This window comes from Actinomycetota bacterium, from assembly GCA_041658565.1.
Taxonomy (GTDB): Bacteria; Actinomycetota; AC-67; order AC-67; family AC-67; genus JBAZZY01.
The window spans coordinates 34,184-58,767 of record JBAZZY010000008.1 but is presented as its reverse complement, the minus strand read 5'-3'; the positions used below and the strand labels follow the sequence as shown (position 1 = coordinate 58,767).

General features: G+C 65.8%; 25 protein-coding genes. 13 read left to right on the top strand and 12 right to left on the bottom strand.

Translation table 11 applies throughout. The features are described 5' to 3' along the window. Positions 1–4 precede the first annotated feature (4 nt). The 3 genes from WDA27_06465 to WDA27_06455 all read left to right on the top strand — a co-directional run bounded on the left by WDA27_06465 (position 5) and on the right by WDA27_06455 (position 3,559). Positions 5–1,429, top strand: a complete 1,425-nt coding sequence (locus WDA27_06465) for a CCA tRNA nucleotidyltransferase (protein MFA5890577.1) — start codon at positions 5–7, stop codon at positions 1,427–1,429. Between the two features lie 73 nt (positions 1,430–1,502). After that, a complete protein-coding gene (locus WDA27_06460; GenBank protein ID MFA5890576.1) occupies positions 1,503–2,240 on the top strand; it encodes a VOC family protein in 738 nt (245 codons plus the stop codon). A gap of 320 nt (positions 2,241–2,560) precedes the next feature. Continuing rightward, positions 2,561–3,559 carry a hypothetical protein gene (locus WDA27_06455; protein ID MFA5890575.1) on the top strand — a complete coding sequence of 333 codons (999 nt, stop codon included), beginning with the start codon at positions 2,561–2,563 and terminating at the stop codon, positions 3,557–3,559. 64 nt (positions 3,560–3,623) lie between these two features. Here WDA27_06455 and sodN read toward each other — a convergent pair whose 3' ends face one another. Further along, positions 3,624–4,019 (bottom strand): superoxide dismutase, Ni, encoded by a 396-nt coding sequence (sodN, locus tag WDA27_06450; protein ID MFA5890574.1) that lies wholly within the window; start codon positions 4,017–4,019, stop codon positions 3,624–3,626. Positions 4,020–4,078: 59 nt separating this feature from the next. Here sodN and WDA27_06445 point away from each other — a divergent pair, with 59 nt between their 5' ends. Continuing rightward, complete coding sequence (locus tag WDA27_06445; GenBank protein ID MFA5890573.1) at positions 4,079–4,423, top strand: S24/S26 family peptidase; 345 nt, start codon at positions 4,079–4,081, stop codon at positions 4,421–4,423. A gap of 122 nt (positions 4,424–4,545) precedes the next feature. Further along, complete coding sequence (locus WDA27_06440) at positions 4,546–7,620, top strand: hypothetical protein (protein MFA5890572.1); 3,075 nt, start codon at positions 4,546–4,548, stop codon at positions 7,618–7,620. A 66-nt stretch (positions 7,621–7,686) separates the two neighbouring features. Here the strand turns inward: WDA27_06440 and WDA27_06435 are convergent, their stop codons facing one another. From WDA27_06435 to WDA27_06420, 4 genes are read right to left on the bottom strand one after another with little or no spacing between them, the layout of a single operon-like run. Next, positions 7,687–8,577 carry a patatin-like phospholipase family protein gene (locus WDA27_06435; GenBank protein ID MFA5890571.1) on the bottom strand — a complete coding sequence of 297 codons (891 nt, stop codon included), beginning with the start codon at positions 8,575–8,577 and terminating at the stop codon, positions 7,687–7,689. Positions 8,578–8,629: 52 nt separating this feature from the next. Beyond that, complete coding sequence (locus tag WDA27_06430) at positions 8,630–10,297, bottom strand: MFS transporter (protein ID MFA5890570.1); 1,668 nt, start codon at positions 10,295–10,297, stop codon at positions 8,630–8,632. After that, on the bottom strand, positions 10,185–11,327 hold the full coding sequence (locus WDA27_06425; protein MFA5890569.1) for an inositol-3-phosphate synthase: 1,143 nt from the start codon (positions 11,325–11,327) through the stop codon (positions 10,185–10,187). The genes WDA27_06430 and WDA27_06425 overlap by 113 nt, the downstream gene beginning before the upstream one ends. Positions 11,328–11,337: 10 nt before the next feature. After that, on the bottom strand, positions 11,338–11,856 hold the full coding sequence (locus tag WDA27_06420) for a PadR family transcriptional regulator (GenBank protein MFA5890568.1): 519 nt from the start codon (positions 11,854–11,856) through the stop codon (positions 11,338–11,340). A 159-nt stretch (positions 11,857–12,015) separates the two neighbouring features. Here WDA27_06420 and WDA27_06415 point away from each other — a divergent pair, with 159 nt between their 5' ends. From WDA27_06415 to WDA27_06390, 6 genes are all read left to right on the top strand, one after another. After that, positions 12,016–13,290: a serine hydrolase gene (locus tag WDA27_06415; protein ID MFA5890567.1), complete on the top strand. Its 1,275-nt coding sequence runs from the start codon at positions 12,016–12,018 to the stop codon at positions 13,288–13,290. Positions 13,291–13,377: 87 nt separating this feature from the next. After that, positions 13,378–13,737 (top strand): DUF5318 family protein, encoded by a 360-nt coding sequence (locus tag WDA27_06410; GenBank protein MFA5890566.1) that lies wholly within the window; start codon positions 13,378–13,380, stop codon positions 13,735–13,737. A 35-nt stretch (positions 13,738–13,772) separates the two neighbouring features. Next, positions 13,773–14,399: a hypothetical protein gene (locus WDA27_06405; protein ID MFA5890565.1), complete on the top strand. Its 627-nt coding sequence runs from the start codon at positions 13,773–13,775 to the stop codon at positions 14,397–14,399. After that, a complete protein-coding gene (locus WDA27_06400; GenBank protein MFA5890564.1) occupies positions 14,396–15,874 on the top strand; it encodes a hypothetical protein in 1,479 nt (492 codons plus the stop codon). Before WDA27_06405 ends, WDA27_06400 begins: the two co-directional genes overlap by 4 nt. Continuing rightward, on the top strand, positions 15,871–17,868 hold the full coding sequence (locus WDA27_06395; protein ID MFA5890563.1) for a PBP1A family penicillin-binding protein: 1,998 nt from the start codon (positions 15,871–15,873) through the stop codon (positions 17,866–17,868). The genes WDA27_06400 and WDA27_06395 overlap by 4 nt, the downstream gene beginning before the upstream one ends. Further along, on the top strand, positions 17,855–19,108 hold the full coding sequence (locus tag WDA27_06390; GenBank protein ID MFA5890562.1) for a glycosyltransferase 87 family protein: 1,254 nt from the start codon (positions 17,855–17,857) through the stop codon (positions 19,106–19,108). Before WDA27_06395 ends, WDA27_06390 begins: the two co-directional genes overlap by 14 nt. Here the strand turns inward: WDA27_06390 and WDA27_06385 are convergent. The 7 genes from WDA27_06385 to WDA27_06355 all read right to left on the bottom strand — a co-directional run bounded on the left by WDA27_06385 (position 19,073) and on the right by WDA27_06355 (position 23,167). Beyond that, complete coding sequence (locus WDA27_06385) at positions 19,073–19,918, bottom strand: class I SAM-dependent methyltransferase (protein MFA5890561.1); 846 nt, start codon at positions 19,916–19,918, stop codon at positions 19,073–19,075. The genes WDA27_06390 and WDA27_06385 overlap by 36 nt on opposite strands. A gap of 31 nt (positions 19,919–19,949) precedes the next feature. After that, the gene (locus WDA27_06380; GenBank protein ID MFA5890560.1) at positions 19,950–20,285 is read right to left on the bottom strand and encodes a DUF779 domain-containing protein; all 336 of its coding nucleotides are present in this window, start codon (positions 20,283–20,285) and stop codon (positions 19,950–19,952) included. Between the two features lie 78 nt (positions 20,286–20,363). Then, the gene (locus tag WDA27_06375; protein ID MFA5890559.1) at positions 20,364–20,522 is read right to left on the bottom strand and encodes a hypothetical protein; all 159 of its coding nucleotides are present in this window, start codon (positions 20,520–20,522) and stop codon (positions 20,364–20,366) included. Between the two features lie 76 nt (positions 20,523–20,598). After that, a complete protein-coding gene (locus tag WDA27_06370; protein MFA5890558.1) occupies positions 20,599–20,955 on the bottom strand; it encodes a HepT-like ribonuclease domain-containing protein in 357 nt (118 codons plus the stop codon). After that, entirely contained in the window at positions 20,942–21,259 is a 318-nt protein-coding gene (locus WDA27_06365; GenBank protein ID MFA5890557.1) for a nucleotidyltransferase domain-containing protein, read from the bottom strand. The genes WDA27_06370 and WDA27_06365 overlap by 14 nt, the downstream gene beginning before the upstream one ends. Positions 21,260–21,415: 156 nt before the next feature. Beyond that, the gene (locus WDA27_06360; protein MFA5890556.1) at positions 21,416–22,921 is read right to left on the bottom strand and encodes an aldehyde dehydrogenase family protein; all 1,506 of its coding nucleotides are present in this window, start codon (positions 22,919–22,921) and stop codon (positions 21,416–21,418) included. Positions 22,922–23,005: 84 nt separating this feature from the next. Next, complete coding sequence (locus WDA27_06355) at positions 23,006–23,167, bottom strand: hypothetical protein (GenBank protein MFA5890555.1); 162 nt, start codon at positions 23,165–23,167, stop codon at positions 23,006–23,008. An 83-nt stretch (positions 23,168–23,250) separates the two neighbouring features. Between WDA27_06355 and WDA27_06350 the strand changes: the two genes are divergently transcribed. Both WDA27_06350 and WDA27_06345 read left to right on the top strand, forming a co-directional pair. Continuing rightward, a complete protein-coding gene (locus WDA27_06350) occupies positions 23,251–23,967 on the top strand; it encodes a plastocyanin/azurin family copper-binding protein (GenBank protein ID MFA5890554.1) in 717 nt (238 codons plus the stop codon). A gap of 47 nt (positions 23,968–24,014) precedes the next feature. Then, a complete protein-coding gene (locus WDA27_06345) occupies positions 24,015–24,479 on the top strand; it encodes a hypothetical protein (protein ID MFA5890553.1) in 465 nt (154 codons plus the stop codon). The last annotated feature ends 105 nt before the right edge of the window (positions 24,480–24,584 follow it).

Sequence of the window (24,584 nt, the reverse complement as noted above, 5' to 3'; positions counted from 1 at the left end):
GCGGGTGAGCACATTGCCGCCCGAGTTGTCCGAGCGTCTTCGCGATCTGGTGAAGCTTTCGCCGATCGTGGATGACCTCGCGAAGCGTTTCGTGAAGGCCGGACACGAGTTGTATCTCGTCGGCGGGAGCGTGCGCGACGCGCTGCTCGGGCGATTGCACGACGATTTGGACTTCACCACCAACGCGACGCCGGAGCAGACCCTCGAGGCTGTGCGCGGCTGGCACGACGGAACGTGGCTCGCAGGTGTGCAGTTCGGCACGGTCGGGGTAAACAAACAGGGTCACCGCCTGGAGATCACGACCTTTCGCGCTGAGCGCTACGCCGAGGACTCGCGCAACCCTCAGGTCGAGCACGTCACTAGCGTCGATGCCGACCTAGAGCGCCGCGACTTCACCATCAACGCGATGGCGCTACGTCTGCCCGATCGCACCTTCGTCGACCCGTTCGGAGGTGTTCGCGATCTAGCGGCGCGCGTGCTGCGTACGCCGGGCGCGCCCGAGGACTCCTTCGGCGACGACCCCCTGCGGATGCTGCGCGCCGCGCGCTTCGTTGCGCAGTTGGATCTGTCGCCTGATCCCGCACTTGTCGCTGCGATGAAGCAGATGGCCGGGCGTCTCTCGATTGTTTCGGCGGAGCGAATCGCCGACGAACTGACCAAGTTGCTCAACTCCCAGGCTCCTTCAAAAGGTCTCGATCTGGCGACCGACACCGGCCTGTGCGAACTGTTCCTGCCCGAGTTGCCTGCGCTGCGCCTGGAGCAGGATCCGGTCAACCGGCACAAGGACGTATACCGGCACACACTCGCGGTCCTCGACAAGATCGTGTCGAGTGGGCCTGAAGGCGAGCCCGATGCTGTGCTGCGAATGGCGGGGTTGTTGCACGACATCGGCAAGCCGGCAACGCGGCGCATCGGTCCTGAGGGAGTGTCGTTTCACCACCACGAAGTCGTCGGCGCCAAGATCGCCCGCAAGCGGCTGCGCGAGTTGCGCTTTCCGAACGAGTTCACCGACGAGGTGTGTGAGCTGATCGAGCTTCACCTTCGCTTTCACACGTTCCGGATGGGATGGAGTGATTCCGCAGTGCGCCGCTATGTGCGCGACGCGGGGCCGCTGCTGGACCGGCTGAACACATTGGTGCGCTGCGATTGCACCACGCGAAACAAGGCGCGCGCGCGCGAGTTATCGGACGCGATGGACGCGCTCGAAGAACGCATCGCGCACCTGGCCGCCGAGGAGGACTTGAAGAGCATCCGCCCGCCGATCGACGGCACCGACGTAATGGCGCATCTGGGAGTCGCGCCTGGCCCGGTGGTCGGGCGCGCGCTCGCGCATCTTCTGGAGATACGCCTTGATCGCGGCGAATACTCACGCGAGGAAGCCTTTGCGCTGCTCGATGAGTGGGCGCGCGAGCAGGGCGCGCGCGAATAGGGCATCCGGCCCCTTGACTCGTCCGGTGCCCCCCGGGAATGCTCTGCGCGGGAGAGAAGAAAGGGGAAACGCGATGGGCAACTCGGTAGTGCACTTCGAGGTGAACGGGCCCGACCGAGAGGCGCTGGAGAAGTTCTACTCCGAGCTGTTCGGCTGGCATGTGCAGCCGATGCCGGAAATGGGGTACAGCATCGTCAACACGCACGCCGGGGCGGGCATCGACGGCGGGATCGGCCAGACCGACCACGGCCGCGGGTTCGTCACCTTCTACGTCGAGGCCGACGATCCGCAGTCGATCTTGGACAAGGCTCAGTCCCTCGGCGGCTCAGTCGTCATGCCGGTTACCGAGATCCCCGGCGTGGTGACCGTCGCGCAGTTCGCCGACTTCGACGGCAACATCATCGGCTTGATGAAGAGCGCCGAACCCGGGCAAGAAGGTCCGCCGAGGGCCGGGGGATCCAACCCGCCGGTGGACTGGTTCGAGATCGGCTCGAGCGACTCCGAGCGCGCGCGCGCCTTCTACTCCGAGCTTTTCGGTTGGGAACTGAAGGTGCACGATGACATGGGTGGCTACGCCGAAGTGGAACCGATCGGTCAAGGCATCGGCGGCGGGATCGGTCCGGCGCAGGGCCCCGGTCCGTACGTCACCGTCTACGCGCATGTTCAAGATCTGCAGACGACGCTCGACCATGCGACCGACCTAGGCGGCACGGTCGCAGTGAAGCCGATGGACATAAGCGAGCGAATGTCCTTCGCAGGGATCCTGGACCCGCAAGGGAACTATTTCGGGCTCTTCCAAACCGCGGACTGAGTCCCGCCGGCACGGCCTTTTGGCCGCCGGTAACCCTAGGGGTGGCGCGCCAGGCCCGCATCGGGGGAAGACCCTAGGTCCCTAGGGCCTTCGACCTACTTAAAAGGCCCAATTGAAACATACAGACCATTACGGTCACGCGATCCATTGACCCTGTCTGGCCTCCATGTTATTCCGATCAGTAGGCGTTTTGTGATCGAAATCACAATTGCCCCAAGGGGTTGCGGAGGTCGCTCTCCCTTGAGCAAGTGCAGGTCCTACTGGCATTGCCTTGGTGCGCGGGGAGAAACATCGAGCGCCGGGCAAGAAAGGGAGTTGCGATGATACGAGGCAAGCAGTTTGCGCGAGCGGTCCTGCTCGCGTCACTGGCTGCGGTGGCGCTTGTTCCGGCGCTGGCCAAGGCTGAAGCCGACAAGACCTCCCAGCGCGAGTACATGCGCGCGAACGGCGCCGAACGAGGGGTGTGGATCCGGCGAGGTGAGCCTTTCGTAGATGCCTTGGCCACGCCGACGCCGAAGCCACGGAATCCACACGGGTTCGTCTATGAGGGTTGGCAAAACGATCCTGACAGGTTGCTCGACGACAAGATCGGGATTACCCGTCAGTCCGGCGGTACGAGTACTCCCGAAACTCAGGTCACGGTCGTGACGGCGGTTCCGTCCGACGTTCCGGTTCCGTCCGACGCCCCGGTTCCATCCGGGGTCGCGGCCCCCAAGGGGATCGTTCCGGCAGCGCCGGCTGAGGTCCCCGTCCCGCCCGAGGTCCCTGTTGCACCGGCCAAGCCCGGATCGAAGTGCAGCAGCACCTGCCATCAGCGCCTCGACAAGGATGTCGTTTCAGACGGGTTCCAGAACGCCTCCGGGAGTGTCGCGCAGTACTCGGGGACGATGGATGCGCTTAAGCTCCTCGAGGACCCGGCGAACACCACCAAGCACAACGCCCTATACACAGCCGGGACGGGCAGCTACACCTGGTCGGGCGATGCCAGTGTGGCGGACGGTACCGTGACTGCGGTGACCGGTTGCGGAGTTTGTCACTCGCGCGCGGCGGCAAAGCAGCGTGGCCTGGATCGGATCAGGGGGTGCGTGGACTGCCACAACTTCAACCTGGACCCAGCGAAGTCCGCTGAGAAGGGCAACCTTCACGGGACCCACATTCCGTTCCTTACGGCAGAGATCCCATTAGCCGACCCTGCCAACACGAGTGGGAGCCCTTGCGGGTACTGCCACGGCGAGGCAAACAAGCCGAACGCATCTTGCTGGAACTGCCACCTTTCCGGTCACTGGCCGAAGGTCCCCTACTGGAAGGCGACTCCGTAACGGGTCGGACGCAGAACGAAACGAGGGGCGGCCGAAGCCGCCCCTCGTTGCTTCGTCTGCAGTACTACTTCTTCGTGTCCCAGAAGATCTTGTCGATCTGGTTCACCAGGTCGAGCAACTTCTGCCCGTCCGCCGGGTCGAGGGACTTCTTTGCCGCGCCTGCCGCTTTGGTCGCGTCCCAGAAGATCTGGTGCAACTCCGGAAACTGCTTGAGGTGCTCAGGCTTGAAGTAGTCGGTCCACAGCACCCACAGGTGGTGCTTCACTAATTCGGCGCGCTCCTCCTTGATCGCGACGGCGCGCGCGCGAAACACTGGGTCGTCGCTGCCTGCGTATTTCTCCATGCAGGCTTTGACCGAGTCGGCCTCGATGCGCGCCTGCGCTGGGTCGTAAACGCCGCACGGCAGGTCGCAATGCGCGCGTACTACACGCGTCGGCGCCAGCCAAGATCTTAATGACATTTCGTCCCCCTCCACTCCCTGGGTTTCCCTGCTTCCAGGTATAACACTCCGGGGGTACCGTGACTATTCCTACTTTGCGTGGCTGGTTTCCGGTTCGTGTCGCCGGGGAGAGCATGCTGCCGACCCTGCGTCCGGGGGATGCGCTGGCGGTTCGCCCGATTCGTCCGACGGAGCCGCGCCGCGGGCAGATTGTCGTCGTGCGATCCGGAAGCCTCGAGATCGTCAAACGGGTCGTGGCCGTGCCCGGCGAACGAGGGCTGTCCGACGGCCACTACTGGGTCCAGGGCGACAACGCCGAAGCCTCGACCGACAGCCGCGCGCGCGGCCCGGTGGCGCGCGGGGACATCGCGGGAGTGGCGCGCGTTCTATACCTACCCCTTCGCCGGATTCGCCTGCTGCGGTAGGGGCCTTTCGGGTGATGCGCGAGTAGTCGCTGCGGGACGGCAATGGTCCCCAAACGGGGCATGCTCCGGCTCGGCCCATCGTCCGATCCTTACGAACAGACGAAAACGCCGGAGGTTTAGACATGAAGCGACTCGCGTTCGCCGTGGCAATGGTCACCGGCGTATTCTCGTTTTTTGCTCCCGTTGCGGCGGCGGCAAGCGCGCCGACTTGCAACGGCGTGCGCGCGACGATCGTGGGAACGTCCAAGAACGACGTGATCCGCGGAACGGCGGGCGCCGACGTCATCGTCGGACTCGGCGGCAACGACAAGATCCTCGGACTCGGCGGCAACGACACGATATGTGGCGGCCCCGGGAACGACACCGTGGACGGCGGCGTGGGTACCGATCGCTTGATCGGGGACGCGGGAACCGACGTGCTGCGCGGCGGCGCGGGCCCGGACCGCATGGATGGTGGCGCCGGCAACGACAAGATGTACGGCGAGGCGGGTCTGGATGACTGCGCCGGCGGCGGCGGCAACGACACGTGCAGTGGCGGCCCCGACAACGACACGTGTTCGGGAGACGCCGGTAACGACGTGTGCACAGGAGACGCCGGAGTAGACCGCCTCACCGGCGGAGCAGGTGAAGACACTCTCACCGGCGGTGTCGGGAACGACTACCTGGAAGGTCTGGGTGGGAATGACAAACTCGATGGCGGCGCCGGAACCGACGAGTTGTTCGGCGACGACTACTGCCCGCCTGAATTGGATCAGTCCCTGTGCTCCGAGTCCGGCGGCACGGACAACCTCTCCGGCGGCGGCGGCGACGACCACTTGTACGGCGGACCCGGCAGCGATGTTCTGGCCGGTTCGGATGGGAGCGACGACATCGACGGCGGCGCCGGATCCGACCAGATGTTCGGCGATGCCGCGTGTGCGACCACGGAGGGAACCGACACGTGTCCGGAATCCGGCGGCGCCGACTGGCTCTACGGTGGCGACGGCTCGGACCGCATCTACGGTGGCGCCGGGACCGACTACGTTGAGGGCGGTCTAGGCGGCGACGAGATCCGTGGCGGCGCCGGCGACGACAACCTCTTGGGCGACGCTTACTGCGTCGACTCAGAAGACCCCGAGGCCTGCGCCGAGCAAGGCGGCGACGACTGGATCGACGCCGGAACCGGCGGCGACAAGGTTGATGCCGGAGCCGGAACCGACCTGTGCGCGTCGGTCGTGGAGGGAGTGTGTCGCGGATACGAGGGTCAGTGGAATGGCACGCTGACCGACGAGAACGGCAACCCGCTTCCTCCGGGTCTTCGCTTCCTGCCTCCGACCGGCTTGCCGATCCCTCCCGCGTTTATCGCGGGCGAGGGCGAACTGCCGCCGGAGTTCATGCTTCCTCCCCAGATGGGATGGCTTGCTCCTCCGGGCGCGCGCCCGATTCCGCCCGGCGGCTGGCCGGCTCCGCCTCCCGGCGAGGCTTACCGACCGGGCGAGATGCCCGTATTCGAGGGGTTTGTGCCGGCGACGTTCAAGGTTGTGCCGCCGACGGCGCTCCCTCCGGGATTCCAGTTCCCTCGCGGGTTTGAGCCTCCGACCGGGTTCGGTCCTCCGTCCGCTGCATTGCCGAAGGACTTCACCTTCCCCGCCGACTTCAGCCCACCGAACAACTACGGACCACCGCCGACGATGCTGCCGCCCACATTCGAGTTCCCGCCCACCTGGGCGCCGCCGAAGAACTACGGGCCACCGACCGACAAGCTCCCCGAGAACTTCACGTTCCCGCCCAAGTGGGAGCCACCGAAGAACTACGGTCCGCCAACCGAGATGTTGCCGCCGGCCTTTAAGTTCCCACCCGCGTGGACGCCTCCGAGCGACTACGGTCCTCCTCCGGCAGCGCTTCCGACGGGATTCAAGTTCCCACCGAAGTGGGAGCCGCCGGCCGAATACGGTCCGCCGACAAACATGTTGCCGCCGACCTTTAAGTTCCCGCCGGACTGGGTTCCGCCGGATGCTTACGGCCCGCCGGCCAAGATGCTGCCGCCGACCTTCGAGTTCCCACCGACGTGGGAGCCACCGAAGAACTACGGGCCGCCGCCGGACAAGCTCCCCGAGGACTTCAAGTTCCCGCCGACGTGGGAGCCGCCGAAGAACTACGGGCCACCGACCGACATGCTGCCTGAGAACTTCACGTTCCCGCCCAAGTGGGAGCCGCCGAAGAACTACGGGCCCCCAACCGACATGCTGCCGGAGAACTTCAAGTTCCCGCCCGCGTGGACGCCTCCGAGCGACTACGGTCCTCCTCCGGCAGCGCTTCCGACGGGATTCAAGTTCCCGCCGAAGTGGGAGCCGCCGGCCGAATACGGACCTCCTGCCAACATGTTGCCGCCGACCTTCAAGTTCCCGTCGGACTGGGTTCCGCCGGACGCCTACGGTCCCCCGACCAACATGTTGCCGCCGACCTTCGAGTTCCCACCGACGTGGGAGCCACCGAAGAACTACGGTCCGCCGACCAACATGCTGCCGCCGACCTTCGAGTTCCCACCCACTTGGGAGCCCCCGAAGAACTACGGGCCACCAACCGACAAGCTCCCCGAGAACTTCAAGTTCCCACCCACTTGGGAGCCACCGAAGAACTACGGTCCGCCGACCGACATGCTGCCTGAGAACTTCAAGTTCCCACCCGCGTGGACGCCTCCGAGCGACTACGGTCCTCCTCCGGACGCGCTACCCACCGGGTTCCAGTTCCCACCGGCGTGGGTTCCACCGGACAACTACGCACCCCCCGAAGGCAAGTTGCCTCCTGGGTTCCAGTTCCCACCGGCGTGGGTTCCACCGGACAACTACGCACCGCCGGAAGGCAAGTTGCCTCCTGGGTTCCAGTTCCCACCCGACTGGCGTCCACCGGACAACTACGCGCCGCCTGAAGGCAAGTTGCCCCCTGGGTTCCAGTTCCCACCGGGTTGGGTTCCGCCCTCCGGCTACACCCCGCCACCGGACATGATGCCGCCGGGCAGTCCACCGCCTGGTGACCCGGGCAGCTCTCCGCCGGGCGACTACTACGGCCCCCCGCCTGGTGACCCGGGCAGCCCTCCGCCGGGCGATTACTACGGCCCCCCGCCGGGTGACCCGGGCAGTCCTCCGCCGGGCGATTACTACGGCCCCCCGCCGGGCGACTACTACGGGGGCGGGATGCTCCAGGTGACGTACTTCTAGCGGAAGAACCAAGACGAGCCGTGGTGGGAGCGATCACCCATCACGGCTCGTTCCATTCCATTCCCGCTACGGAGCGACCGGAGCGAGGCGCGCTTCCAGGTACGCAGCGGTGAGTGTGGACGCTTCATCGATCAGGCGCGCGCTGTGCGACACGGTGGTGAATCCGATGCCGGCTGTGTCCGGCGACGGCAGCATGTGGATTGCGGCCTTGTCGCGGTACCTGTGCAGGTCCAGTTCGACTCTCGCGACCCGCGAGTGGATGACCGCTTGCATGAGCACATCCAGGGGCCGGTGGATTGGGCGCATGACCGGTTGCGCGTTTCCACACGTAAGCACATAGATCTTCTTTATGCCCTGCTCGATTGCGCGAGAGATCGGCACGTTGTTGACGACTCCTCCGTCCACGTACAGCTCTCCGTCGATGCGCACCGGCGGGAACAGGCCCGGAAGGGCGGATGACGCGAGGATCGCCGCTGCGAGCGGCCCTGAGTCGATCCAATGCTCTTTGCCCGTGTGTAGATTGGCTGTGCAGACTTGCAGCGGGATCTTCAGTTCGTCGAAGTGGCGCGCAGGAACTCGATCGATCTGACGGCGGATTCCGGAGTTTGAGTACAGGTGATCGCCCGCGCGCAGGATGTGCAGCAGGTGACGCGCGCGCGATCCGGGGAAGAGGTCTTCAGAACGAAGCGAACTCCAGACCCGGCGTAGCTCGGCAGTTCCGCGTGGGGTCGGGTCGGCGGCGATAGATGCCGCGTTGAGAGCTCCGACGCTCGTGGCGATCATGACGTCCGGCAGGATTCCGGCGGCTATCAAAGCTTCCAACTGACCGACCTGCACCGCACCGAGGACGCCTCCGCCCGACAAGACGAACGCGACGCGATCTCCGTTTCGGCGCAGTTTCTCACGCCAAACGTCTGCGCGTCCGCGCAAACCACCCATGTACTGCCCCAGACTCATACGTACTCAATCGTCCTCGGAGGGGCCGGGGCTTAGTTCTTTGGGATGAGGATCAGTCGGGAGGTGCCGACGGCAGAATCCGCTCGACTTCCCAGCTCGTGGCATCGTCGTGGAGCGTGAGTCGGACGCGCTGGCCGCCGACCCGGACGACGAACGCACGCGAACGCTTCCCCGCCTCTTCGACGACCGCGCGCCACTCGATCTCGTCGATGGGTAGCTCGTGACCCCCGACGACGATTACGCGCGGTTCCTCGTCGGCGCGCGCGCCCGCGTAGGCCCGAACGGTCACCATCTCTCCCGCCTGCAATCGCGGCGGCTGCATCTTTCGTTTGCGGAACACGCTCGTCCCTCCCCACAGACCGTACCCGACGGTGGCCGCCGCGCCGGCAACCGCGGTGGCCCCGGCGATTCCGGCGGTTGTCTCTCCGGCTTCGTAGCCCCAAGCCGCGATGCCGATGCCGGCGACGCGCGCCACGTTGAACAGCATGTCGTACACGGCGAACGCGCGCCCGCGCACGGCGTCCGCCATCTCCTCTTGAACGATCGTGTCAACAGGAATCTTCGCGAACGCATAGGCGATTCCAACGATGCCGGCCCCGACAAGCATCGCTGGGCGCGAAAGCCAGAGCGCGGACACCGCCGTGGCTGCGGTGGCGAGCCCGAACGAAAGTGGAAGTAGCACGTCGTAGTGGAGATGGCGTGCGATCAGGGGAACTAGGACGACGCCCAGGCCGATGCCGAGCGCGAGCACACCTAGGATCGGTGTGGCTGATCCAACGCTGAGACCGAGCGTAACGATGAAGTAGTGGAGCAACACGCCGACCATCACTCCGACCAAAACTTGCGTGACTGCGACGGCCGAAAGACCGTAGACGACACGGGCGTGGCCGCGGACTTGGCGCAGTCCGTCCACCATTTCATCGATGACTTCCTTCAACTCCTCGCGCAAAGGATGACGAACGACTTCAAGTCCGCGATGGGCGGGCACCCTGCGCGCTGCGTAGGCGCTGACGATGAACGCGAGCGCCGCGAGTGCCGCGGCACGTTCCCCGCCGACGAAAGCGGCGGTCGCCGCGCCGACACCCTGGCCGGCGACGTTCGCGATCGAACCGCCCGTGGTGGACACCGAGTTCGCAACCAGAAGGTCGTCTTCAGGCACCAGTTGAGGGAGCACGGCCGACATCGTCGCGAGGAAGAAGCGATTGGACGAAAGAACCACGAGCACGACGAGATAGAACAGGAATGAGTGCGTTCCGGCCAGCGCGGCCAAGGGAAGCAGCGCGGCCACGGCGGCGCGCAGCAACGGGACGCGCGTGAGGATCTTGCGGCGCTCCCACCGATCGATGAACACGCCGGTAAACGGTGCGACCACGCTGAACGGTATCAGCGTGACGACACTGATACCCAGCATTGCCGTGACGGGGTTGGGTCCGGGGTTCTCGAACAGAAGAACGGCAGCGGCTGCGAGTTGGAACAGACCGTCGCCGGCCTGAGAGATCACGCGCGCTGCGAAGAACCGGCGGAATCCCGACCCGGAGAAGACCTCGCGGACGCGCGCGCGCGTGGTCGCCGAGCCGGAACTTCCCGACTCGGCGACGACGATTTCGTTAGTGGCCGTCGCTCGCGAACGGCGCCAACTCGGGGATTTCGATCCGGGTGTGGCCGTTCGTCGAAACCGGCGTACCGACGATGAATTGCTCGACCAACTGGCGCGCGACATCGTCGGGGTACTGCTCGGGCGGGGACTTCATCAGGTACGCCGAGGGGCCGATCAGCGGACCGCCGATACCGCGCTCGAGTCCGAGCTTGGCCATGCGCACTGCGTCGATGACGATGCCGGCGGAATTCGGCGAGTCCCAAACTTCGAGCTTCATCTCCATCATGATCGGCACGTTGCCGAACTCACGGCCTTCGATGCGGATGTGCGCCCATTTGCGGTCCAACAGCCACGGGATGTGGTCGCTCGGGCCGATGTGAATGTCCTTGGCCGGCAACTCGTGGGTCATGTTCGACGTGACGGCCTGAGTCTTGGAGATCTTCTTGGACTGCAGGCGTTCACGCTCGAGCATGTTCATGAAGTCCATGTTGCCGCCGACGTTCAACTGGTAGGTGCGGTCGATGCGTACCCCGCGGTCCTCGAACAACTTGGCGAGCGAGCGGTGCAGGATGGTTGCGCCGACCTGGCTCTTGATGTCGTCGCCGATGATTGGGACGCCGGCGTCGCGGAACTTCTGGGCCCATTCGGGCGTCGATGCGATGAAGACCGGCATGCAGTTGATGAAGCCGACGCCTGCGTCCAGCGCCGCTTGCGCATAGAAGCGCGCGGCGGCCTCGCTGCCCACGGGCAAGTAGCTCACCAAGACGTCTGTCTCGGTCTCGCGCAGCGCTGCCGCGACATCCACCGGAGTCTCGGCCGACTCGGTGACGACCTCGCGGTAGTAGCGACCGAGGCCGTCGAGTGTTGGACCACGACGCACTTTGATGCCGAGCGGCGGGATGTCGGCGAACTTGATCGTGTTGTTCGGCTCGGTGACCAACGCCTCCGAGAGGTCGCGACCGACCTTGTTGGCGTCTACGTCGAAGGCGACGGAGAACTCAACGTCTCGAACATGCATGCCGCCAAGATCGACGTGCATGAGACCCGGTACGCTCTCGGCGGGGTCGGCGTCGCAGTAGAACTGAACGCCCTGGACGAGCGATGAAGCGCAGTTCCCGGCTCCGACGATCCCAACACGAACCTTTTTCGACATGCTGGCCCTCCTAGGCGTTCCGTTCGGCTTCGAGCATGGTGTCGAGCCACCGGATGTCGTGTTCCGTTTCGTTTGCGGAGTACTGCATGAGCGCCAGCGAGTAGGCGTCCATGCGTTCCCGCAGGTTCTTCAAAGACTCCAGCATCTTCGCGAGCTGGTCCTGCAAGTACCCGCGGCGGCGCTCAAGTAGCCGGCGGCGGGTCTCGGGCTTGGTGTAGCGGAAGAAAGCGAGGCGCAGCATGAAGGCACCCCGATCTTGAGAAGCGGCGGGCATCGTCTGCTCCAGGAGCGTCTCGAATGTCGTTTCGCCCTGGGGGGTCATTCGATACACGGTCTTCTTGCGGGAGGACTCTCCGGCCGGCGTGCTGGTGTCGACTTCTCCAAGCTTCGCTAGGCGCTTGAGCGTCGGGTACAGCGATCCGTAAGAGAACTTCCAGGTGTGCCCGAGGCGCTCGTCGAGCGCCTTCTTCAGCTCATAGCCGTACATGGGCTTCTCCTTCAGGAGTCCCAGGACCGCCAGTTCGAGCACTCGAGCCACCTCACGTCTATGCCTGCACGATATATCGGTTCGATATATCGACTCGACCCATTCTAGGGGTCTCGAAACCTCTGTCAACACGCTCGGCGCGCGCCGGCAGGAAAGACAAAACGGACGTCGAACCTGGATTCACCGAGTGAAGGGTGAGCCATGAAGTCGAGAGCCGTTCTGTTTGTGCTGGTCATCGCGCTGACATCCCTGGGGACTGCCCAAGCGGACCCGCCCACCGCGTGCAGCGATCCGGGGACTGCGTGGGGAACTTCAACTCCTGAGGCGGTTGGACTGGACTCCGCCAAACTCCAGGACGCCATCGATTTCGCCACCAGCCGGGACTCGTGGTGGTTCAAGGTGATCCGGCACGGCTGTCTGGTTGGCCAAGAACGGTACGGCCCCTACGCGGACAAGGGCCGCTGGGAGAGCTTCTCCATGGCCAAGAGCGTGACCGCCATGTTGACCGGGCGCGCGATCACCATGGGTTTGCTCGACCTGGATGACACGGTCGGCGAGTACCTGACCGAGGCTCCCTACATTGCGGACGAAGCGCACGGCGCGATCAAGGTGAGCGACATGCTCACTATGACCTCTGGACTGCACTGGAACTTCCTCAGGGACTACAACGCGTTCACGATGCCCGACCGGGTTGCCGATGCGTTGTCCCTGCATGTGGACTACGCCCCCGGGACGCATTACGAGTACCACCAGAGTTCGGTGTCCCTGCTGGCCAAAGTCGTCGAGAAGGCGGTCGAGGTGGACCTGCAGGAATTCGCCCAGACCGAATTGTTCGACAAGATCGGCATCCCCAGCGGCCGGTGGACCTGGGAGCGCGACTTGGCGGGGAACACGGCCGGTTTCTACGGGCTCCGGATGGAGCCGTTGGATTTCGCGCGCCTCGGAGAGCTGATGCTGCGTGAAGGGAATTGGAACGGTGAGCAGGTCATCACCGAGCAGTTTGTGGACGAGGCGCAAAGTGAGAGCCCCATGAACAAGGGCTACGGGTATTTGTTCTGGCTAAACGGTGGGGTGCCGTACACGACGGCGACTGTCTACGCGCGCGACGAGCGCTCGACGCCGCAGATCGCGAGTGCTCCGACGGACATGTACATGATGGACGGCCTGTTCGAGCAGCGCGTCTACATCATGCCTGGACTGGACATGGTCGTCGTACGCCTGGGGATGCAGGGGTCGCGCGAGGCGGACACGCGATCCAGCGTGTGGACGTCGGCTTCCGGCGAGTTCGAGCACGAACTGTTCCGCAAGTTGATGGCCGCGGTGGACGAAGGCGATGCCCCCGCAGACCCGGGTCCATACGACCAGACGCAGAATCCCATCCCCCAAACCGACCCGAACGAAGATGGGGCGACGAACAGCCTCACCCACCCCGAGGACTGGGTCTTTGGCGCGCACGGGATCCAGAACCCGGCGTAGTTCGCCACACCGGCGAGCACGTCAATTCGGATCTTTCGGGGGAGGCTCCTTGGCCGGATCGGCAGCCCGCGTAGAATTAGCGGTCCCATGAACGTCGACTATCGGATGGCACGGCGAGCCCTCCTGCGGAACTTGCGCAGGGGGTTCGTGTCGCGGATGGACGTCTGCGACGCCCATCCGGAGTTGATGCGTGCCGCACAGTTCATCGGAGAGCCGGCGAGGGAGCAGTGCCCGGTCTGCGACGACGAGAACCTCCGGCTGGTCTTCTACACCTACGGCAAAGAACTTCACGGCCGCGAGAACGGCCGAGTTCGCCGCAAGGAAGACCTGTCGGAGCTGCGAGACCGCTACGGCGAGTTCATTTGCTACGTCGTCGAGGTGTGCACCGCGTGCTCCTGGAACCACCTTGTCCGCAGCTACGCCGCCGGCAAGAAATTCGCCGGCTGACGGTTTCGCGGCCCGGTTCCGTTTAGCCTTTGCTCGTGATCTCCCCACGCGTTGCGTTGGCGTCCGGTGCCGCAGGAGCGGCCGGAGCCGGATTGTTGCTCGCCGGACGGCTGGACGGGTCGGCCTTGGTGGTGCTTGTGCTGCTGCTTGCCGCGCGCGCCGCGCCGGTCGCCGTGTCCACTGAGCCCCCGGCGGTATGGGCGCTGGCGATGCAGATGCGCTTGGTTCCCGCGTGGATCGGGGTGTTGGCCGTTGGGTTGGTTCGGGCGGGGTCCGTGCAGATGGCCGACGTGCGCGGCGCGAACGCGGTAGCCGGGCTGGCTGTGGCGCGCGGCAGCGTTGTCGCGGTCGCGGCTGCGTGGTTTGCGCTTGTCGCGGCGACGATCGTGATCGCTGCGCCGGGGTGGCGGGCCGACGCCGGCGCAGCGCGTCGACTGGAGATCGTCGCGATTGCCGGACAGATCCTTCTGATCGTGACGCTGTTTGCCGGTCCGCAGGTGCGGGCGTGGACGGACGCGATTCCGTGGGTGGCCGCATCGGCAGTCGGTGCCGCCGCGGGGTGGAAGGGGGCCTCGGTTGTGGGCGCGGAGTGGGCGCCGCGCGCCGCAACGGTGCTCGCGGCGCTGGCGTTCGGACTTGTGCTGGTAGGAGGGAGGCTGTGACCTTCGCCCTGTGGCTTGGACTGCTGTCCCTGCCTGCGGCGGCCGTGGCGACGCTGGCGGTGCCGCGCGCCGCGCGCGCGCTCGCCGGCGCTGGACTGCTCGCGGCAGCGGGCGGCGTGGCGGCGGTCGCGAGGGAAACGGCGAACGGCAGGGTTCTCGGCTCGCGCGGTTTCGAAGTCGATCTCTGGCGTGCCGGACTGGCGCTCGCGGTGATCGTGGTGTGCGCGGCGCCGGTCGTGCGAGGGGGAGCCGACGACGCAGAGAGTCCGTATCGGTGGACCGTGTTTCTTGGGACGGCAGCCGCGGGGGTGGCGTCGCTGCTGGCGGCCGACACGTTCTCGTTCGCGGCGTTCCTCGTCGCTTCGACTCTGGGTTTCGGCGTGTTGTGCTTTGTTCGCGGATCGCGCGTCGGGTTGCGGGCCTGCGTTCGCTTCGCAGCGTCCGACCTTGTGGCGGTGACCGGTTTGGTTCTCGTCGCCGCGGAAGGGATGCGGGTCCCGCCGCCGGCTCGCGGTGCGGGAGCTGCGGCGCTGCTGACGGCGGCGGTCGTGCGCGGTGGAGTGTTCCCTGGAACACGCTGGTTTGCCGATGTGCTCGGTGAAGACACGGCGATCTCGGCGGTGGCTCTCGGCGTGATGCGCGCGCAAGCGCTCGCGCTGGTTGCCTGGGTATCGTCGTCCGGTTCCGAATGGGGGACCGTGATGGCGGTCGCGGCGGCGTTGTCGGCCGCGGTTGCCGCGCGCCACGCGATGCGAGAGTCATCAGTCGCGGCGGCCGGTACCGCGCAGTTCGCGATGGTAGTCGCGGCCTTCGGGCTTGCGGGAGCATCTGCGGTGCAGGGCGCCGTTCTGCTCGCCGCAGGGATGTTCTTGGCCGCGGTGATCGTCGTTGGTGGCCGCGCGCAGGGATGGGTTTCACCGACGGTCGGTGCGGCCCCGTTGGGCGCAACGTTGCCCGGTGCCGCTTTGGTGGCCACGGCCGCCTTCTCGCGCGCGCTGGGTGATCGCCCGATGTTTGTGGTTGCGCTGCCGCTTGCGGCGGCGTTGGTCTGGCTCGCGCAGGCAGGCGTCTCGGGGATGCGCGCGCGCGGGGAAGCCGCAGGTGGAACTTCGGCGTCGACGGCGTGGTTTGTCGCGCCGGCTGCCGTCATCGCATCGATTGCCGTAGCTCCGGGAGCAGCGCTTGCCGCGATTGCGACGGCTGCGCTCGCGTCCGGGGCATCGCGGTTGGTGGTCGCTCCGTTGCCTGCGATTCCCAACGAACTCGGGATCGTCTTCGTGGTCGCCGCTGCAGGAGTGGCCGCTGCGGGGCTTCCCCGGGGCCGCTCGAACGATTGTGCGGCGTCGGTGCTGCGCGCGCCGGGATTCCCGCTCCGCGATCCCTCCGCGGTGCGCGCCGTGGTCGTCATCGGGTGTCTCGTTGTCGGGTGGTTGGCGGTCTTGTTCGTCCAGGGGGTTCGGCGGGGCTTCCTGTGAAACAGACGCCGGAGCGCGGCCGCGCGAAGCCCGCGTCGAAGTCCGCGAAGAAGCCGGTCGCGAAAGGCCGTGTTGCCGTTTCCGAGAAGCCGCCGCGCCGCGCGAGGCGCTTTGTTGCGTTCCTCGTCGGTGTGGGGGTTCTGGGAGCCGCGGGATGGATCGCCGTCCTCTACGAGTTCGCCGACGTCCCGGAGCCGAACTCGATCGCGACGGCCGAGTCGGTGGTGGTGCTCGATCGCGGGGGCAGCGCACTTGGGCGCATTCACGCTGAGGCCGACCGTGTCACCGTCCCGCTGTCGCAGATCCCTGAAGACCTCCGCCATGCGGTGATCGCGACAGAGGACCGCCACTTTGCCGAGCACTCTGGATTGAGACCGACGTCGATCGTGCGCGCGGCGATTGCCAATGCGCTGGGACGTGGTGTTCGGCAGGGCGGAAGCACGATCACTCAGCAGTACGTCAAGAACGCTTTCGTCGGCAACGAGCAATCTTTGACTCGCAAGGTCAAGGAAGCAGTGCTTGCGGTGAAGCTCGAGCGCGCCCGCACGAAGGATCAGATTCTTGAGGCGTATCTGAACACGATCTACTTCGGTCGCGGTGCCTACGGCGTCGAGGCGGCGGCGCAGACGTACTTCGGGCGCCACGTTCGACGGCTGACGCTTGCGCAGAGCGCCTTGCTTGCCGGGCTCATTCGCGCGCCGGAGGCGTACGACCCGTCGCGCGCGCCGGAGACTGCGCGCGCGCGCCGCGACGCGGTGATTGGGTTCATGCTGCGTGACGACCACGTCACCGTCGGCGAAGCCGAGGGCGCGCGCGAGTCGGCGGTGAAGGTGCGCGCGCGCGTGCCGGGGGGGACGGCGCCGCACTTCCTGGAGGACGTGCGCCGCGAACTCGAGCGGCGCTTTGGCGCGCGCGCGATGTATTCGGGTGAGATCTCGCGCGTCACAGTCACTCTGGATGCCGGGATGCAGCGCGCCGCGGAGGCCGCCGTGCGAGAGGTGTACGACGCGACTTCCGATCCCGATGTCGCGCTGGTGGCAATCGACCCTCGTACGGGCGCGGTGCGCGCGATGATCGGCGCGCGGGATTGGGGCGCGCGCCAGCTGAACCTCGCGACGCAGGCGCGGCGCCAGCCGGGCAGCACGTTCAAGCCGGCGGTTCTTGCGGCCGCACTCGAACTCGGTATCGGACCTGAAACCGTCTTTGCGGCTCCGGCCAAGATCACGCTGAAGACTGACGGTAAGCCGTGGACGGTTGCCAACTACGACGGGCATAGCGAGAAGTCCATGCGACTCCGCCGCGCGACCGAACTGAGCGTGAACACGGTGTACGCGCAGTTGATCCTGAAGGTCGGGCCGGACGCGGTTGTCGATGCGGCCCACCGTCTGGGGATTCGCTCACGTCTGGCGCCGCTTCCATCGCTCGCGCTCGGGACTGCCGACGTCACGCCGTTGGAGCTTGCTTCGGTTTACTCGACGTTCGCGGCGCGGGGCGTGCAGCGAGACCCTTACATGCTGGAGATGGTGACCGGCCGCGACGGCGCCGTGTTGTTTCGCGCCGACCCGGGATCGACGGTCGCGCTGCGCCCGGCGATCGCCGACACCGTGAATGACGTGCTTCGGGGAGTGATCGAGAACGGGACCGGTAAGACCGCACGCATCGGACGTCCGGCGGCGGGCAAAACCGGCACAACGCAAGACCACGCCGACGCGTGGTTCGCGGGGTACACGCCCGATCTCGCGACGGTGGTGTGGAACGGATACGCCGACGTTGCTCGCCCGATGCGTAACGTGCGCGGTGTCGCGGCGGTAACAGGTTCGTCGTTCCCCGCGAGGATATGGAAGACGTTCATGCGGCGCGCGCTCGCCGGGATGTCCCCGGCTGCGTTCGTATCGCCAGCGCCGACGCCGACACCGACGCCGTCCGCGAGCCCAAGGCCCGGCCTCAGCGCAAGTGCCACGCCGAGCGAGAAGGAGTCGGGTGGAAAGAACTAAGAAGATCACCGTTTCAGCGGCGCTCGCTGCCACGACCCTTGCGCTGCTCGGCGGGCTGCTGCTGAAGGATCGCTGCACGACGCACCAGTGGGACGGTTACCAGTACCGCACGTCCTGCTACAACGACGTGTTCGCGTTGTACTTCTTCCGCGGCCTTCAGGATCGCGTGTTTCCCTACATTCACGGCGACGGCGTGATGGACACCGGCGGTGACGGAGACCTCGAATACCCCGTTGTAACCGGCTACTTCGTCGGAGCCATTGCGCAGGTTGTTCACGGCGGACAGGAGTTCTTCCGGGCGAACGCCGCAGGACTCGCCGCCGCAGGACTCGCCGCCGCCGGACTGCTCGCGGCGCTGGCGCGCGACCGGCGCCGCGTGTTCTTCTTTGCGCTCGCACCCGCTGTGGTGCTTTACGCGTTCCACAACTGGGACTTGCTCGCTGTGGCGGCGATGGTGGGCGGGCTGTATGCGTTTCGGGCGCGCGCCGATCGAACCGCCGGAGCACTGCTGGGGCTCGGTGCTGCCGCGAAGTTGTTCCCAGGGCTCATCCTGCCGGCGCTCGCGCTTGCGCGCTGGAGACAGCGCGGCCGACCTCCCGTCGGGATGATTGCATGGGCGGCCGGCATCTTCGCGGCGGCGAACCTTCCGGTGCTTCTGTGGAATCCGACCGGGTGGGCGTTCGCGTGGAAGTTTCAATCCACGAGGTTCCCAAACTTCGAAACCAGTTGGTACTTCCTTTACCGGCATCTCTCGGGGCTGTTTGGGGGGAGTTTCTGGTCGGACACGTATCCGAGAGCGACCAGCGTGCTTTCGGGACTGCTGTTCGCGGCAGGCGCGTTGCTGTTGCTTCGCGCCGAGGCGAAACGAGAACATCAGCGACCCTATGCGGCTGCGTTCGGTCTTCTCGTGATCTTCTTGCTGACCGCGAAGGTCTACTCGCCGCAGTACTCGTTGTGGATCTTGCCGTTCTTCGTTCTGTTGCGCATGCCTTGGTATGCATTCGCGGCGTTCGCCGTTACCGATGCGGCCGTGTGGTTCGCGATCAGCGCGTACTTCCTTGCCGCCCCACCTCTGAGTGCGGGTGATCCCGCCTTGCGCTTGACGCTTACCGAAGCGGCAGTGTGGGTGCGCTACGCGGTGCTCGCGTGGCTCCTGTGGTTGTCACGTCGCGCCGAGGAGAACGTCGAAGATCTGCCGCCGCAGTCAAACGCGGTGTGGCCGGCGCGCGAGGCCTATTAGGCAGAAGCTTTCTTCGGCGGGCGCGCGCGCCTCGAAGTCATCGGCAAGGACCGCATTGCGCGCCGCGTCCGCGTCGACCCGCGGTACGCCTGTGAGCGCGCGCACGAGCGGTCGCAGGCGCACCCGCAAAGCCGTCGGGCGGATCCGCGCAAGCAGCCGTTCGGCGCGCTCGAGTTTGGGGCGCACCGCGTCCTCGTCGGCCTCGGCCGCGCGCATCGCGCGCACGCGCGGCGACTCCTCGCGGTAGAACATCCCAAGGATCTCGACTTCGGCGAAGTGTTCGGTGAGCACCCGGCGCAATTCCGGGACTGTGAAGTCGCGCAGGTGGTACGGGTTGTCGCGCTCGGCCTCACTCATGAGGTCGATGTTGGGCGTGGCGACGTAATGCCAGCCGTCGGGAACAAGCGTGCGTGCGACGCCCGCCAGGTGCGCGGCGGTGTCGGCGAAGTGCTCGATCACTTGCAGCGAACTCACGACGTCGAACGAACCGGGCGCGAAAGGCAGTCGTTGCGCATCGCACGCGACCCAGCGCACGCGCGCGTCGGTGTAGCGCGCGCGCGCATGCGAGACGGCCTCGAACGAGTAGTCGCAGGCGATCACCAGGCGCGCGCGCCGTGCGAGAAGTTCGGCGCCGTAGCCTTCGCCGCAGCCGACATCGAGCACGCGCGCGCCGGGCAAGATGCGCGCGGCCAAATCGTCGTAGCCGAACTTGTGTGCCTGAAAACACCAAGCCCACTCGGGCTCGTCGGGTAGAACGCGCTCACCGGTGAACCCCAGCGGGGAGGCAGAGTGGTCTTCGGTCGAGGACATCGCGCGCATCGTAGCGCCCGGTGACGCTGCGCTACCCGAGGCCTGAGTTACCCGGCGCGCGCAGCACGAAGCGCCGACCCAAATCGCTCTCGAGCGATAGCGAGTCCTCGGCGGGGCTTTCGATGGCGTCGACCGTCAGTTCGGAATCCCCGTCGTAGAGTTTGCGGATCCACTCCGGCGCAAGGACGGGAATACCCTCGATCTCGCCGACCGGCTCAGAAGTCGCCTCTGGGACGTAGTTGTCGTACAAGAACGGCGCAGTCGAATCGCAGCACCCGCTGGAGATCACCATCACCAGATTCGTGCGTCCCCCCTCGCGCACGCGCCGAACCGACTCCGCGGCAAAGGACGTGACCGAGATCTTCACGATCGTATTGTATGGGCGATGGGCGGAATGCGACCCCCGCCTTCGTTATTAAGTCAAGAGGCGATGTCGCCGCATGTTCTACTTCTCCCGGACGAGGCATGTCTCGCCGCCACGCATCACGGCCTTGATTCCCTTGTACTCGCCCTTGTTGGTCGCAGTGCGGAGGGAGGTCAGGACGCTCACCGGCTTAGCGTCCCAGACCTTGCGGTCGATCCTGGCGACCAGGTGCACCACCACGCGCCGCGCTGCTGCCCAAGGAAGCCCGCGCTGGGGACACGCGCTTTGCGCGTCCCGGTGCCACAAGAATGCAACCCTACTCGTCCTGTCCGGGCGTCCCCAAGAGCGTCGCTACTTCGTGGCGGAGCGTCGAAAGGTTGTTCTCCAGGACCCCCCACACGACCTCGTCCGAGACGAAGGCATAACCGTGGATCAGGCGGTTTCGGAAAGCGACGACGCGGTGGGCATCGCTGACTGCGGAGGCTACCGAAGGATCGATACGCAGTGCTCCCGCCAGGGCTTCGCCGACGATCTCGAATTGCCGCTCGACGGCGGATCGCATCATGGGATCCTGGAGATACTCGGCGAGCGTCTTGCCTTCTGTGAACCTGACCAACAACTCACAGGCCTGGAGGATGTCGAACAGGTACTTGCGAACCTCAAGCGGCTTCATACAGAACGCGCAGAGTCGGCTCGATCGCCCGCGTGAAGTAGGGGTTTCGTATCGCGCTGGGTTCGACGAGGTCCACGGGCGCACCAAGGAGTTCTTCGAGATCCTCCTGGAGCCCGAAGAAGTGGTTCGCGCGATCGGAGGAACTCATCGGCTCGAACTCGACCAGCAGATCGAAATCGCTGGTGGCCGGATCAAACGCGCCAACCGCCGCCGAACCGAAAAGCGTCAGGCGGTGGACCCGATGTCGTCGGCATGCGTTCGCCAACTCCTCGGCGTTCTCCTTGAGGATGCCTGAGTGATCCACGAGCCTCCTGTTAGGGCGGTGCCTATGTGGATTGTGCCACGAGTTGGTGCAGTGGGGGCTGTACCGGTGATCGCCGACAACCCTCTCCACGTTCTCCCCGGACGTCCACAAGCGAACGGGACCGGAATACCGGTCCCGTTCGTGGTGATGTGAGCCTTACAGGCCGAGGATCTGGAACCAGAACTTCTGGTCTTTGCTCGGGACCTGGTCGACGTGGATGAACTTGGTCTGCTGGTACTCGCGAAGACCCCACGTTCCGAGTTCGCGCCCGACGCCGGACTGCTTGTAGCCGCCGAAGGGCGCGTAAGCGTTGGTCAGGTGGTAGTCGTTGATCCACACGGTTCCCGTGCGGATGCGCTTTGCGACGTTGATCGCGCGCGGGATGTCGCGGGACCACACGCCGCCGCCCAGACCGTAGATCGAGTCGTTGGCCATGTTGATGGCGTCCTCGACCGAGTCGTAGCGGATCACAGACAGCACCGGCCCGAAGATCTCTTCCTGGGCGATGGTCATGTCGTTGGTCACGTTGGTGAAGATCGTGGGCTTGAAGTACCAGCCGTTTTCGTGACCGGGGACGATGGCCCGCTCGCCACCGGTGGCCAGCGTCGCACCTTCCTTCAGACCCAGTTGCACGTAGCGCTCGACGGTCTCGAGTTGCGAGATGTGCGCGAGCGGTCCCATGTCGCTGTCGAAGTCCATGGCCGACCCGACCTTGAGCGTCTCGGCCAACGCCACCAGGCGCGCCACGACGTCATCGTGCATTGCCGACGGGACGAACAAGCGGGTGCCGGAGTGGCAGATCTGCCCCTGGTGCAAGAACGTTGCCCACAGTGCGCCGGGGATGGCGATGTCGAGGTCGGCGTCGTCGAGCAAGATGTTCGCGCTCTTGCCGCCCAATTCCAGCGTGACCTTCTTCACCGTGCCGGACGCGACCTGCATGATGCGCCGGCCGACTTCGGTCGAGCCGGTGAACGCCACCTTGTCCACCATCGGGTTGGCGGCGAGTTCTTCACCGGCCGACGCGCCGGCGCCGGGGACGACGTTGAGCACGCCCGGCGGGATCAGACCGGTCTCCTCGATGATCTTGGCGAAAGCCAGCGAGGAAAGCGGCGTGTAGGTCGCCGGCTTCACCACGACGCTGTTGCCGGTCGCGAGCGCCGGGGCGACCTTCCACATCATCAAGATGAAGGGGAAGTTCCAGGGCGTGATCGCGGCGGTGACACCGAAGGGCTCGCGTCGCACGAAGCCCCACGACGGCGCGGGGTAGTCGTTGTACGGAACCGGCTCGATGTCGCCGATGGTGCCGGCCAGCTCCGCCAGGATGCGCCAGTGCTCAACTCCGAGCGCGATCGAGAACAGGTTCGCCATGCGCACGGTGTGGCCCGCGTCTTCGGCTTCGATCTGTGCGAGTTCGGGAAGGCGCGCGGTCAGAACCTCCCAGACTTGCGCCATGCGGCGCGAGCGCTCGGCCTGCGGCATGTCGGCCCATACGCCCGAGTCAAAGGACTTACGCGCGGCGCCGATCGCGCGCACCATGTCTTCCTTGCCGCCCTTGGCAACGCGTCCGATGACCTCGCCGTCCGAGGGGTTGATGGTCTCGAAGGTGTCACCCGACGCGGCCGGGGTCCACTCGCCGTTGATGTACAGGTCGTACTCGTGCATGTTCGCCTCCCGATGCCGGCCTCACTGTGGAGAGCCGCCCTCCTGCTCGGTACCGTCCGAACCGGACGGCGGGGTGGAACGCATTCAACAGCCTGGTTCGTCGATGTTGCCGCAGCAATTGCGTCCGGTGCGAATCTTCTTCCACTCGTTGCGCGCAGTGAGGCCGATCTTGCGGAACAAGGGCGCGTCGGACTCGCTCCAGTTCTCGAACGCGTCTCGAAGACTTGGGCGATATCTCTCGCTCATGGCTCTGCCTCCCGCGGGATTGTACGTCGCGGCCTACCCTGAGGGGCAACCCGGACTCGACCTCACCGTATAGTGTCAAGGCGATGAGACCTGGTGGATCGGTGCGGGTCGCCGCTGCACTTGCGGCGTGCGCACTCGTCGTGCTCGCGGCGCCGGGGATCGGTTCGGCCGCGACCTACGGAGTGGAGGCGCGCGATTTCTCCTTTACGCCGGTGTACCGGGTTGTCGTGGTCGGCGACACAGTGGCGTGGACCAACGCGGGCGAGGTCGATCACACGATCACCGCGTACCCGGATGCACCGATCCGGTTCGACTCGTCGCCGCGCACCCAGCGAGTCTGCGCGAACGCCGACTTGGTGAATCCGACGGACTGCATCCCGCCCGGCGGGTCGTTCTCGGTCACCTTCTCCGAGCCCGGAACCTACAACTACTACTGCAAGGCACACGGCGATCCGTCGCTGAAGCCGAACCCGAACCTGGCGGCGAACCGCCAGCCGTGCGGGATGTGCGGGCAGATCGTCGTGAAGGAAAAGACTGTTGCGCCGTCTCCGACGCGTACGGCCAAGTCATCGCCCACCGTCCGCCCGAGTCGGAGCGCCTCGCCGACTCCGAGTGCTTCTGCCTCGGCGAGTCCGACGGCATCTGCGAGTCCTACGGGCGAGGGGTCGCCGTTGGGCGCGGGGGATCGAATCGGCGGCGCAGGCGGCGGCCTTGGCCGGACCGGTGTCGCGATGATCTTTATCTTGTTGCTGAGCGGCGCCGGCTACCTGACCTGGCGGCGCTTCCTTGCGCCGCGGTAGCTCGCCGAGTCGCGCGCGCGCCCGGGCGCTCTTATGATTTCGTGGCAATGAGACTCCTGCGTTGGTCCATGCTCCCCGTGGTCGTTGCGGCTTCGGCGTTGGTAATGTCCTTGCCTCGCACCGGGGCCCAGGTCACGATCAAGATTGTCGAACGTGACGGACGTCAGGTGTTCGAGCCGGCGCTCGTGCACGTCGATCCGGGGCAGCGCGTCGAATTCCTGAACGAGACGACCCAGACCCACACCGCGACCTGCTTGGGCTGCTCGTTGGACGTGGGCGATATCCAGCCGGGACAGAGCAAGTTCGTGGTGTTTTCCGACGCGCGGTCCTACGGCTACGGATGTCGGTATCACCCCGGAGAGAGCGGCAGGATCGTCGTCGGCGATGCGGAGGAATCCCCGGCGCCAAGCCCGAGCCCGGCCTTCGGCCAAACGATGCCGGGCATGCCCGACGACTCGATGTCCGGTCACACGATGCCGGGCATGCCCGACGGCGCGATGTCCGGCCACTAGTTCCAACCGATCTTTCAGCGCGCGCCATCGCCGCGCGCGCCTGTCGTCGGAATCACGCGGATGTGATTGTCGCCCTTGTGCTTCACGTTGCGTCTCGACGAGGAT